The following is a 12,203-nucleotide window of genomic DNA, read 5'->3' on the forward strand; positions in this document are numbered from 1 at the left end:
GCAGAGCCCGGGACTTGCGGGTCCCGGGGCTTTTCAGTTGAGCCGGTTGATGGTTTCAACGTACTGATTGACGGCTATCTGGTCGGCCTTTCGTCTTCCGGCTTCGAGAAAGGCCTGGAATTTCTCGCTCTCGAATAACTGATCGACTTCCTGACGAATCTTTTTCTGAACGGAATAAGGTATGACGGCAACGCCCGCTTCCACTTCATAGGCATTTTCCAGCACTTCGACCAGCTTGGAGCGAAGTTTCCCCATGCCCCGGCCACTGGCAACCCGTTTGTAAGTGGACAGGAAAAAGGTTTCGCCACGGCCCGGCCCCTTTTTCGGAACATAGGCGACGGCACACAGGCCGGCCCCACTTCGCTTGCGCCAATGCGCCGTGGCACTTTCGCTCAGTTGCAGGACGTCGTCCCGCATCCAGGCATGGCCACTGTGGATCAGGTGAATGATTGCAGCATCCAGGGCACGCCTTGTTCCGCCAAACCGCAAATCGGTGAAGCGTGCCGAGACCAGTATCTTTTTATTTTTCAGGACGCGAACGATCCAGACCCGACCTCGTGTTTCACGAGTGATACCGCGTGGAACGCTATAGGTCACATCATCGACGATCTTGTCGTAACACCTGAGTCCTGAAATGTCGATTTCAGCGGGTGTATTCATGGGTGTGATCAGCTGTGCCAGTGGGAAGTTAAATGCCGAGAAGTAGATAAAAGCATGCGCTAAGTAACACGATCGTTACTGTCAGTAAAGTTAACAGTGTTTCATGAAGCTGTTAATTAACACTGCAACTTTCATGGGGCAGTCATTGATATGGAATTCTTCGGGCTGCTGAACTTTACTGTAGCGCATCAGCCGTGCCCGATAACCCTTCTGCGACGCTCAGGCAAACTTCATGACGACTCACGATCTCATTACTCCTGTGCTCAGGACTGCTGTCGTTATCCCAAGCTTCAAGGTAAAAGACCACATACTGGATGTCATCGCCGGAGTGGGTGAAAGCGTCAGCCGGATTTATGTAGTGGATGATTGTTGCCCCCAGAGCTCCGGCCATGAAGTCGAACAGCACTGTGTAGACCGGCGGGTCAGGATGATATTCAACCCCGTCAATCTGGGCGTCGGAGGCACGGTCATGGTGGGGTACGCCGCGGCCCTGGCAGACGGTATGGATATCATCGTCAAGGTGGACGGCGACGGGCAGATGGATCCGGCGTTGATTCCCGGCTTCATCGCGCCGATACAGAGTGGCGAGGCGGACTATACCAAGGGCAATCGCTTCTTCAATCTGGAAGAAATATCCCGTATGCCCGGCCTGCGTATTTTTGGTAACACCACGCTGTCCCTGATGAATAAACTCTCATCGGGATATTGGGACCTTTTCGACCCGACCAACGGGTATACCGCTATTCACAGTGATGTTGTCCGGCACTTGCCGATGAACAAGATCAGCCCACGTTACTTCTTCGAGACCGACATGCTGTTTCGTCTTGGCACCCTGCGCGCCGTGGTGGTGGATATTCCAATGAGTGCCCGATATGGCGATGAAGTCAGTAACCTCAAAGTCTCAGCGATTCTGGGCGAGTTCATTGGCAAACACCTGCGCAATATGTTCAAGCGCCTGTTCTACAACTACTACTTGCGGGATATGTCACTGGCGTCCTTTGAACTTCCCCTCGGTTTGCTTCTGCTGATATTCGGTACGGTCTTCGGGATCTTTCATTGGGGGCTTTCCCTGCGCACCGGTATTGCGACCTCGCCCGGAACAGTCATGTTATCGGCGCTGCCCATACTGGTCGGTATCCAGTTCATCCTGGCCTTTGTCGGCTACGACATTCAGTCCGTCCCCAGGCGCCCGATTCATTTGCAGAGAAGATTCCTCGGTCGGGAGCTCTAGCATGGCGATCTATCTCGCGGCGCTGGCCTGTGTGCTGGGGATCTCCATCGGCCAGGTGCTCTTCAAGATGACGGCGCAGACGTTTCGTCAGAACGGTGACCTGCTCGACCCGGTCATGCTCGGCTGGTTTTTTCTGTCGCTGCTCCTGTATGGCATTACCACGATTGCCTGGATCTGGGTGCTGCAAAAGGCCGAGCTGGGCAGGATCTATCCATTGATGGCCCTGGCCTTTGTCATCGTGCCCATCGCCAGCCACTTCATATTCGGAGAGCGGTTCCACATTCAATATTTCGTCGGCGTGGCCACCATCATGACCGGGATCGTTATCACGGCCTGGGCATGAATAGCGGGAGCTGAAGGCAATGAACCTTGCGCTGATCAAATTCATCATTGTGGCGGCCATACTCGGGCTTGCACTTTGTTTCATCAGGACGGAGTGGCTCAGGCGCAGCCTCAAGGCCCGGTTGAATATCGACCTGCCAGAGCACACGCTTTTCAGTGGCTGTGTACTGATCGTTTTCATGCTGTTCACGGCACTGGGGCTGACCGGTTCTTCCCTTGATCTGGGTGTGCGGCAGTCGGCTTTCATCGAGTCGGACATGACGCGGGTCTGGGGGTACGAGCAGCCGATACGTAGCGATGAGTGGCTGGTACTCACGCCCATGGCCATCGCCCAGTACCAACATGCACCTCGCTATCCTGTGGTCAACGACAGGCTCGGGCTTGATGGTCAGAATATGCTGGTGACGGGGATGACCGGCCTGCCGGTTGCCCACGTGTCATCTCTGGCCAAGCCGGCGGTCTGGGGGTTCTTTGTCTTCGATCTCAAGAGGGCGCTGGCCTGGCACTGGTGGTTTCCGGTGTTTGGCTGTTTCCTGGCCCTTGCTCATGTCCTGCATACCCTTTCGCCTGGTCGCTGGCGGCAGAGCTTTTTGTTCAGTCTGTTGTTCGTCTCTGCGCCCTATGTCGTTGCCTGGTCGTTCTGGCCAGCCTATGCGGTGTTTTTTCCCTGTATTGCCTTGCTCTGCCTGCTGAAGATTCTCCAGCCGCGAAAGCGCTGGACGCTGGTGCCCCTGAGCATACTGGCGGGATTGGCCATCGCTGGTTTCGTCCTGATGCTGTATCCGCCGTGGCAGGTGACGATCGGCTATGTGTTCATTGCATTGATCATCGGCATCGCTATACGTGACCGGTTGCACAAGCACCTTACGCTTGAATCGATATTGGCGCTGGTACTGGCCTTGTCAGTGGCAGGTTTTCTCTTGGGAAGCTGGTGGCTGAGCGCACGCGAAGCCATCGAGGCCATGATGCATACCGTTTATCCCGGCCATAGAAACCTGGAGGCGGGAGGCAATGTCACCTGGCAGGCTCTGCTCAAGGGGTATACGAATATCGTGACCCTGCAACGCAACGAGGTGCGGTCGGTCAATCAGAGTGAGATGGCCTCTTTTTACTACTTTTTCCTGCCCTTGGCCGCGCTTTTTATCCTGCGTGCCCGGCAACGATCCCTGACCGCTCTGGAAGTCGCCATGGCAGTCATGATCGGTTTCATCCTGTTCTACATGCTGGCGGGTATGGGACGAACGCTGTCGACCTATTCTCTGTGGTCATACGTGCCAGCCCCAAGAGCCGATCCTGCCTTGGGGCTGGCCTGCCTCATACTGACGCACTTGATGATCCGCCCTGCTCGAAAATACTTCTCTGTTCGCGATAACACGACTATCGCAATGTTCGGTCTGGCGCTTGTCTGGGCTGCTCTGGTTTATGTCGCCGTTCGTACATTCGATGAGCCGCTGCTGTCAGGTGCGAATGCGCAGATTGTCATCGGTCTGATATTCATGGTCATTGCGTGCAGTTACTTCCTTCTGATCGGGAAGCAATACGCATTCCTCGGGCTTGGGCTGGGGCTGTCGCTGGCTTCCACAGCAGGGTTTCATCCCCTTTCCATTGCTCCCCTTTACCTGAAAAGCCCGCAGGCTCAGGTCCCGATCCTCATCCTCGCCTCGCAGGTCCCGGCGATGTTTTTATTCGCCTCTGGGCGTCAGGTGGTTAATGGCGTTTTCTACTATCCCCAAAACCGCCTGTGGCAACAACTGGACCCTGGCGGGCGAGATGTGTCGCTCTACAATCGCTACCAACACCTCATATTCACAGGCCAGACGGCTGTCGAGGATGTGCAGATAAGCGTGCCGCATCCAGATATAGTCAAGGTTCAGGTCAACCTGCAACATCTGGACTTCAATCGCACGGGCGCGGGTGTGGTGATCGCTCCCGAAGGCGAGCATGTGTTGCTGAGTCAGAACCCCACGCTGTCGTTCGAGCGCACCGAAAAAGGCTGGTCGTGGTTTCTGGTCACACCCGAGTAGGAGCGGATTCATCCGCGAGACGTTATTGAGGGCGATACATTTCTTGCGTATGTACCTTTCGCGAATGAATTCGCTCCAACGGCTTTAGATGTACTGATCAGTCTTCTAGGCGTGGAGGCCAGGCCAGGCTGAAGTCCAGTTGCTCCAGTGTCAGGTTCGGGTTGTAGGCAGGATCGGTCTCTATCTCCGGCCAGCGTGTGTGCATGTAAGCCACTTCCTGGCTGAAACGCGCCTGCTTTTGCGGGGAGTCTTCAAAGCCACGGGTTGCCGATTCGTGATGGTACAGCTCGGCAAAAGGGGTCCACAGGTTCACGTATCCGGCCTCTTTGACCCGCAGGCAGAAATCGACGTCGTTGAAGGCTACCTTCAGGTTCGCTTCATCAAGGCCGTTGACCTGCTCGAAGATGGATTTGCGAATAACCAGGCAGGCCGCCGTCACCGCCGAGAACTCCTGAATCAGTACGGCACGCCCGAAATAACCATGTTCACCTCGGGGCAGGAATTTATGCGAGTGATTGGCTATACCGCCAATGCCCAGAATGACGCCGCCATGTTGCAGCCGGTCATCGGGAAACCATAACCGCGCGCCCACTGCTCCGACCTCCGGCTGCAAGGCCAGAGCGACCATTTCATTCAGCCATTCGGGGCTGATGACTTCGATATCGTTATTGATCAAACCCACCAGTTCACCGCGTGCCAGCCTGACAGCCTGATTGTTCAGCGCGGAATAGTTGAAAGGGCCGTCATCCCTGAGCACCGTGATGTTCGGCTGTTCGCTGAGGTGCTCGAAATACGCCAGGGATTCGCTGTCATCGGAGCCGTTATCCACCAGGATGATTTCATACGGGCCGTAGTGGGTCAGGTTCTGGATGCTGTCGATGCATTGTTTGACCAGTGAGCCAGCGTTGCGGGTCGGAATGATCAGGCTGACCAGAGGGTTGTGCTTCGGCAACCGGTAATGCACGCGGTACATCCCGATGGGCAGCAACTCGGTCCAGCCAGCGCGCCCGGTACGTTGCAGGTGTTCGTCCAGAGCTTTTACGCCAGCCAGGGCGGCATAGGGTTTTTCATCGGTCGCCATGGCGGTGCTGCCGGCGTGAATGCGCCAGTGATAGAGCACGCGGTTGATATGAATGATCTGTTCTCGGGAAAGCTTTTCGCTGCAGCGCAAAGCCAGGTCGTAATCCTGCGAGCCCTCGAACTTAACCCGGAAGCGACCCACCTGCTCGACCAGATCGTGCCGATAGACGCCAAGGTGGGAAATCATGTTCTGCGAGCGGAACAGGAATTCGTTCCAGTCAGGTTTGAAGTAAGGCGCACTGCGTTGCCCCTTTCGGTCGATCTTGTCTTCGTCCGAATAAAGAATGCCGACGCCCGGGTGCTCGATGATTTTTCGCGCCACCCAGTACAGCGCGTGTTCGGGCAGCAGATCATCGTTGTCCATGAGCGCGATGTATTGGCCTTGGGCAATATCGAGGGCCGAATTGCTGGCCTCTGAAATATGCCCGTTGGTGCTGCGCAAGATGACCTTGATCCTGGGGTTCTGCCGTTCTGCCTGCTTCAGGAATTCCTGCACCGCCGGGTTGCTGGAAGCATCGTCGGCAATGCACAACTCCCAATGGGGATAGAGCTGGTTTCTGATGCTGTCCAGGGCTTCGCGCAGCAGGTCCAGCGGTGGGTCGAAGACCGGCATGATGACTGAAATCAATGGCGGACTTTTCCAGGTGCCGATGTGCCGGGCAATTTCCTGGCGGTCATCGTCATCGAGTGTGTCGTACTGCCTGATCCAGGCTGCATAGTCCCGGCGGTCCGGTGTCGGCTCGACCTCAACCCTTTCAGGCTCTGTGCCCGTGTCATTCAGGAACCAGCGCATCCGCGCCAGCAATCCCTGCAGACCATGCTCCTGCAAGACGCGGGCGGCCCGATTGGCGGTTTTCCTGAAACCACCGCCCCGACGCACCAGTGCCGGCAGATGCCTGGAAAGTTTTGCCAGGCGACGGACCGCAATGACCGAGTGGCGCAGCGGCGCAGCCAGCCTGCGGCTATAGGAACCTTCCAGCTCGCGGATACGCAGGTTCAAGGTATGGATGCGGGTGTCTTTTTCAATCTGCTGATTGAGCAGTGCGCTTTCCAGACCCGCTATGAGTGCCTCGCGGCCATTGGTCAGGTGCGCATGGTCATTGAGCAGGCGCTCGACGGTCTGGACGGTATGTTGTTTGCCATCGCAGACATTCTGCTGGATCAGGTAAGTGGTGCTCTCCAGCTCATTGATGCGCAGGGCCAGGGTCTGCATCTGCTCATGGAGAGGCTCGAAGGCCGTTCGCAGCGAAGACTCCTGCTGAACGGCCCAGTTACGATTCTGGTTGATGCGCCGGGCAATCACTTCATCGGTGTAGAGCACCAGATCCAGTCTCAACACCAGGCCGCGCAGGTCGGTCAGTTGCGACAGGTCTACCGGCAGCTCCAGGTAAGGATCATCGTCCAGGCAGACAAACAGCACGGACAGGCCCGACTTTTCGATTTCCATGAGGCCCGACACCGAAGGCAACGACGCAACATCGCCATCCCAGGACCAGATTTCGGTCCGCGCCTTGAGGATCCGCAAGTTATCCACAGCGAAGGAAATATGCTGGTCCACAGGATCAAGCCTGAGCCTCTTGGGGCGTGACTTCAGGCTTTTCAGGGAAAATTGCAACTGTTGATGGCCGGGAAGAACCTCTATGTCCAGGGCATGATCTTCCCGAAAGTTGCCAGCCTCATCGCTGTAGTACAGCTTGGCCAGAACCTTTGATTGCGCAGGTTCGGCCCGTGGATTGATGATCTGCTCGGGCTCCCAGTTCAGGAAGTGATCGGCTCTGATGCCGGTTACGAAGGCCTGGAACTCTGCCTCTTTGTCGATGAAGGCTTCCAGCTCCGGCAGCGGCATTTCCAGACCCGCGTGGCGCAGACTGTGAATGATGAACTGACGTCGGGTCAGCGGCATGACGCCTGGGCAGAACGGCATGGCGCTGGCGATCAGCAGCAACAGAGCGCGAATCAGCAGATGCCCGAGCAGCACGCCCTCCTGGACATCCCATTCGATATCGATCAGGGCCGGACGGCTTTCAGCGTCGAGCAGAATGTTGTGCGGCACCGCATCGATAAACAGCCCGGGCAAGCGTTCGTCGAGAGTATCCAGAGAGGCTGCATGGCCTCGTTCTTCAAGCAGGGTTTCGAGTGCCTTCAGATAACGCGAGATGAACGCCCCGAAGTCCTTGAGCGTCCAGTCAGGTGCGCTGGCGATATTGAGGAATTGCTGACTGAGCGCCTGTCCGCGTCGATATCCGTCGACACGGGAAAGCACATGCCGATAGGCGCCCTCTTCGTCGATGGCTGTTTCTGCGCGCAAGGGTTCATGTCGCACCTCGATGCCGTCGTCCGTTTCGATAAACAGCGTTTGCTTGCAGTAGCCGGGTTTTCTGCTGACGTTGTAATGGCCTGCAAGCATGTCGGGTGGCACAACGCTAGACGCCGAGGATGAGGCGGCGACCAGAAAGGAATTGGCCAGCTCCATGCCCAGGCCGTTGCTGACGATCACCGGCCAGGCCCGTTCCAGATTGAACAAGGGCGCGCCGGGTAACTGAGGGTCTTTTCTGGCGTTCTGCCAGGCCAGTGCTGCGGCATCGAAGCTGCCCAGCTCAAACCCGCGCTGGGTGACGATGGAGTTGGGCAATTTGTAATCAGGCATCGGAAACAGGAATTGCGAGCGACTGAAGCCCGCCTCTTCAAGAAGCGCCATCAGGCTCTTGCGGCCGAACGTTTCGGGATCATGGTCGCTGTAGCGACCTTCGATGCCATACATCGGGCTATTGAGATGATCTTCCGGTGCGCCGGCGAAATACTTGAGGCCCAACTGGTTTTCAATGGCGAGCAGCAGCACGCCCTCGGGTTCCAGCAGGTCTTTGACCCGTTTGAGCATGTTCAAGGCTGCATCGGATTGCTGGCTGAACATGCTGGCGTATTCGAGAACGCCGATCAGGGTGACGACCTCGAAACGATGGGGCGGATTGAACTGGTCGAAGCGCTCGGCCACTACGGTGACGTTGCCCAGATCCCGTGTGCGGCTCGCAGCTATTGTGGCCCGGCGCACACTGCCTTCCAGGCTCAGCACGCTGGCGCCGCATTCCCCCAGATAACGGCTGATGGCGCCACAGCCTGCGCCGATTTCCAGTACTCGTCCTGACAGAAGGTGGCTAAAGGGCCGCAGGATATTTCCACGCGCCCTGCCCAGGTGGTACAGCGACGGCCAGTCCGTGCAATGCCTGCTCAGCTCGCCGGACAGCACAGACAAGTCCACGGCGTCACGGATGATCTGCGCCAGACGCTCTTCGCTTTCGTCACCGTCGTTGTAGGCAAGCCCCTGATAGTCGGGGCGCGCCCATACCCGGGTGGTTTTGTCCTGGCGATAACCGCGTTGTTCTAGATCGATCATGGGTGGTTTACCTGGTCGAAATCCATCGTGATGGCAAGATCGACCAGACCGAACAGCGTGCTGGTCGGGGCGACAACGAAGTGAATGGAGTCATAGCGCCGGTCATGGGGAACGATGTCTTCCCCTTCGCGGGAGGCGACACCTATCGAGATGAAGTAGTCGCCACTGGCCAGGCGGTTGGTGAATTTCATACAGGCCTTGAGCCGTGATCCGCCGTTGTACAGGTCCTGGCTGGAGGCACAGCCCAGCAGGTAAGAGTTGGTGCCGTAGACGGTGACGCCTTCCTTGGTCTTTATCGTGAAACCCAATACGGGGTTGCTGATCGTGCGGTTGAAGCAGATAGCCAGGTGCAGCACCACTTCGTCACCCGGCTCGATGCTGGCGGGGAATGCGCGCCCATTGGCCGCCAGGTGAAAGTCCTGGAGGCTGGCGGCACCATCGCCCCAGCGATATTCATGGGGGTTGAAACCGGCACGCGAGCTGTAGGCGTCGTGCTCGAAGCTCAGGACCGGGTCGTGATCATTTCGGGGTGTCTGGAGTGAAGCCTGTTGTTTCGGCCGCTCAGGCTCGACACGCCGGTCGCGACCGAACAGCAGGTCCATGTAGCGATTGATGACCGGTCGCGAGGCGCCGATCATTTCCACATGGCCCCTATCCAGCAGGATCGCCCGGTTGCAGTGGGTCACCACCTGTTCGCTGGCATGGGTCACCAGCAGAATGCTGGTGCCGTTCTGTTTCAATTGCCGCAGCCGCTCGAAGCACTTGGCCTGGAACTTCGCATCGCCCACCGACAGGGCTTCATCGACAATCAGCACCTGCGGATCGACCTGGGCCTGTACCGCAAACGCCAGGCGCACCGCCATGCCGCTGGAGTAGGTCTTGACCTGCTGATCGATGAATTCGCCGATATCGGCAAAGTCGGCAATGGCACTGAAGCGCCGGTCGACTTCTTCGCGATCCAGGCCCAGCACCGAGGCATTCAGATAGACGTTTTCCCTGCCCGTGAACTCAGGGTTGAAGCCCGACCCCAGCTCCAGCAACGCCGCCACCCGACCCTGGGTCTGGACCGCGCCGCCCGTGGGTATCAAGGTGCCGCAGATAATCTGCAGCAGGGTCGACTTGCCGGAGCCGTTGCGCCCGACCACCGCGACCGTTTCGCCTTTTGCGACTTCAAAATCGATATTGCGCAGCGCCCAGAACTCCCGGCCATAAGCTCTGGCAGGCCGCCCCAACAGTGACTGCACTCTGGGGACGATCGAGTGCAGCAACCGATCCACAGGCTTGTCGTAGGTGTAAAAGCACTTGGAGACATCGCGCACGCTGATGGCGATTTCATCAGAGGACATCGGCAAACCCTTTGCGAGTTTTTTGAAAGAACCCGAAGCCCAGCGCCGCGAACCCGAAGCCGATCAGCATCGCCAGTGCCAGGCTGTCCCATTGCGGCCAGAGCCCGAACAGCAGGACGTTGCGGCTTTCTTCGATGATGTAGGTCAGCGGGTTGAGCTTCAGCCAGGGTTGATAAACCTCCGGCAAGGCAGCCACGGGATAAAGCACGGGCGACAGGAACAGCAGCACGGTGGTCAGTACGCCAATGAATTGCCCGACATCGCGCAGGTACACGCCCAGCGCAGCCAATAGCCAGCTGAAGCCGAGGGTTGCGATCAACAGCGGGAGCAGGATCAGCGGAAAGGTAATGGCAGTCGCATACACGGTATGAGTGAGAAGAAATTGCGCCAACAGCAGAACGGTCAGGCTGATCAGCGTATGAAAGATCGCGGAGCCCAATGTCACCACGGGCAGGATTTCCAGCGGGAACAGGACCTTCTTCACGTAGTTGCTGTTGGAAATAATCAGCGAAGTGGACCGGTTCGCGCATTCGGCAAACAAGCCATGAACAATCATTCCCACGAACAGCAGAATGGCAAAGTTTCCCTTGCCGGTTTCCAGTCCTGTCCAGCGGGCCTGGAATATTTCGGAAAACACGAAGGTATAGACCGCCAACATGAGTACGGGATTAAAGAACGACCAGGCAATCCCCATGACCGAACCACGGTAACGCCCGATAACATCGCGTCGGGTCATCGTGAGAATGAGCTGGCGGTGATTCCACAGGCTGCGAACGAGCGCCACAGGACTTGCGGCGGGGACCAGATGGGGGTTGAGCATTTTTGCTCCGATGCCCCTTTTCGCGAATGAATTCGCTCCTACCCCTTCACCGTAGGAACGAATTCATTCGTGAAGAGACAATTCACATCACATTAATGAGGACGGCTACCAGCAATCCCAGATTGCCCAGCCTTGTCTGTCGGTAAAGATCGGTATGTCTGAAACTTGCCAGGCGTACGGCAATCGAGGGAGAACGCAGGTTCTTGAGCTGTTCCAGCAAGTCGCGGCTATCGTCGGTCAGATACAGGATGACCGCTTCCAGTGCGGCGATATGGGTGGTGTTCCAGTCCCTGAAGCGCCCTTTGAACAACTGACGGATACGCACGATCCGGGCTTGCCAGCCTGCGTTCGAGCCCACCAGATTGCTGTCGTGCTGGCGATAACGCACGTAAGGGGTCGGGTCGTAGCGCACCTGCCCGCCGACGCCGGTGACCAGCAGATAAGCCCACCAGTCATGGGACACGATATCCAGTGACAGCAGCGTCAGATGCTTGGTGGCATCCTGGAGCAGGCAGCGTGTCGCGTGGTTGAAGACCATGGTGTTGCCGCCGCCGATGTTCTGCACCAGTGCATTGGCGAAGGACGGCGGTCGCTGAAACAGCGGTGAGCAACCAAGCACTTCGCCCTGTTCGCTGATCAGTCTGGTGCGCCCCAGATAAATCGCCGGCTCGTCATGGGGAACGCTTTGCAGCCAGTCGACGGCCACCTGCAACTTGTTTTCGTCCCAGATATCGTCCTGATCACACCAGGCATAGAAGTCGGCCTGCAATGTGCGATTGTGGGTAAAGGACAGAAAATTGTGAGCGAACCCACAGCCAGGCCCACGCCACACTTTTATTTTCTCTGCTCCCCACAAGTCCTGGTAATGATTCGCTATATCCAGGGTTTCATCACTGGAACCATCGTCCGATATCGCAATGAACCAGGACGTCCAGCGCTGGTTTTTTATGGAGTCCAACTGTTGGGATAAAAAACGCTGGCCATTGAACGTACACAGCAGAATGGCGACTTGTGGAGAATCATGTTGTGGCGGCGTGCCGGATAACGGTGATCCTGAACTTTCTTCAAAGATGGCTACCGCCTCTGAAATCGCTTCAGCGGCATTCAGTGTTGTGGGAGGCGTCAAACCTTCAGTGACAAGCGAACTACCATGAATATGACTTGAGCGTCCTTTTGCAGGATCGTCGATCATTTTCAGGGCCTGGGAATCGGGTGGCCGTTTACTGCTGTAAGCCAGTGTGGCAGGCCCTTGGATACAGGGCCTTTTGAGGCGATGGGTGGTTGATTTTTTTATTATTCAATCACTAAA

Annotated in this window: 8 protein-coding genes; 3 read left to right on the forward strand and 5 right to left on the reverse strand. The window is 57.0% G+C overall.

What is annotated here, in order from left to right; genetic code table 11:
- Positions 1-33: 33 nt before the first annotated feature.
- Positions 34-660 carry a hypothetical protein gene (locus K5D32_RS10410; RefSeq protein WP_221575375.1) on the reverse strand — a complete coding sequence of 209 codons (627 nt, stop codon included), beginning with the start codon at positions 658-660 and terminating at the stop codon, positions 34-36.
- 232 nt (positions 661-892) lie between these two features.
- Here K5D32_RS10410 and K5D32_RS10415 point away from each other — a divergent pair, with 232 nt between their 5' ends.
- Genes K5D32_RS10415 through K5D32_RS10425 form a run of 3 tightly spaced genes read left to right on the forward strand, consistent with a single transcriptional unit; the run spans position 893 to position 4,257 of the window.
- A complete protein-coding gene (locus K5D32_RS10415; protein WP_221600176.1) occupies positions 893-1,891 on the forward strand; it encodes a glycosyltransferase family 2 protein in 999 nt (332 codons plus the stop codon).
- Position 1,892: 1 nt separating this feature from the next.
- Positions 1,893-2,234 (forward strand): EamA family transporter, encoded by a 342-nt coding sequence (locus tag K5D32_RS10420; RefSeq protein ID WP_221592979.1) that lies wholly within the window; start codon positions 1,893-1,895, stop codon positions 2,232-2,234.
- A gap of 19 nt (positions 2,235-2,253) precedes the next feature.
- On the forward strand, positions 2,254-4,257 hold the full coding sequence (locus K5D32_RS10425; protein WP_221592980.1) for a hypothetical protein: 2,004 nt from the start codon (positions 2,254-2,256) through the stop codon (positions 4,255-4,257).
- Between the two features lie 97 nt (positions 4,258-4,354).
- Here the strand turns inward: K5D32_RS10425 and K5D32_RS10430 are convergent, their stop codons facing one another.
- The 4 genes from K5D32_RS10430 to K5D32_RS10445 all read right to left on the reverse strand — a co-directional run bounded on the left by K5D32_RS10430 (position 4,355) and on the right by K5D32_RS10445 (position 12,086).
- Positions 4,355-8,728 carry a glycosyltransferase gene (locus K5D32_RS10430; protein WP_221600178.1) on the reverse strand — a complete coding sequence of 1,458 codons (4,374 nt, stop codon included), beginning with the start codon at positions 8,726-8,728 and terminating at the stop codon, positions 4,355-4,357.
- Positions 8,725-10,074: an ABC transporter ATP-binding protein gene (locus K5D32_RS10435; RefSeq protein ID WP_221600181.1), complete on the reverse strand. Its 1,350-nt coding sequence runs from the start codon at positions 10,072-10,074 to the stop codon at positions 8,725-8,727. Before K5D32_RS10435 ends, K5D32_RS10430 begins: the two co-directional genes overlap by 4 nt.
- Positions 10,064-10,894, reverse strand: a complete 831-nt coding sequence (locus tag K5D32_RS10440; protein ID WP_221592982.1) for an ABC transporter permease — start codon at positions 10,892-10,894, stop codon at positions 10,064-10,066. The genes K5D32_RS10435 and K5D32_RS10440 overlap by 11 nt, the downstream gene beginning before the upstream one ends.
- 82 nt (positions 10,895-10,976) lie before the next feature.
- Positions 10,977-12,086 carry a glycosyltransferase family 2 protein gene (locus tag K5D32_RS10445; protein ID WP_221575381.1) on the reverse strand — a complete coding sequence of 370 codons (1,110 nt, stop codon included), beginning with the start codon at positions 12,084-12,086 and terminating at the stop codon, positions 10,977-10,979.
- Positions 12,087-12,203: the final 117 nt, after the last annotated feature.

This window comes from Pseudomonas cichorii (genome assembly GCF_019719005.1).
Lineage (GTDB): Bacteria > Pseudomonadota > Gammaproteobacteria > Pseudomonadales > Pseudomonadaceae > Aquipseudomonas > Aquipseudomonas cichorii_E.

What these genes read in the sequence shown, in the direction of transcription:
- K5D32_RS10440 (WP_221592982.1), bottom strand. Translation starts at nt 10,894, where the DNA reads ATGCTCAACCCCCATCTGGTCCCCGCCGCAAGTCCTGTGGCGCTCGTT.
- K5D32_RS10445 (WP_221575381.1), bottom strand. Translation starts at nt 12,086, where the DNA reads ATGATCGACGATCCTGCAAAAGGACGCTCAAGTCATATTCATGGTAGT.
- K5D32_RS10420 (WP_221592979.1), top strand. Translation starts at nt 1,893, where the DNA reads ATGGCGATCTATCTCGCGGCGCTGGCCTGTGTGCTGGGGATCTCCATC.
- K5D32_RS10410 (WP_221575375.1), bottom strand. Translation starts at nt 660, where the DNA reads ATGAATACACCCGCTGAAATCGACATTTCAGGACTCAGGTGTTACGAC.
- K5D32_RS10425 (WP_221592980.1), top strand. Translation starts at nt 2,254, where the DNA reads ATGAACCTTGCGCTGATCAAATTCATCATTGTGGCGGCCATACTCGGG.
- K5D32_RS10415 (WP_221600176.1), top strand. Translation starts at nt 893, where the DNA reads ATGACGACTCACGATCTCATTACTCCTGTGCTCAGGACTGCTGTCGTT.
- K5D32_RS10435 (WP_221600181.1), bottom strand. Translation starts at nt 10,074, where the DNA reads ATGTCCTCTGATGAAATCGCCATCAGCGTGCGCGATGTCTCCAAGTGC.
- K5D32_RS10430 (WP_221600178.1), bottom strand. Translation starts at nt 8,728, where the DNA reads ATGATCGATCTAGAACAACGCGGTTATCGCCAGGACAAAACCACCCGG.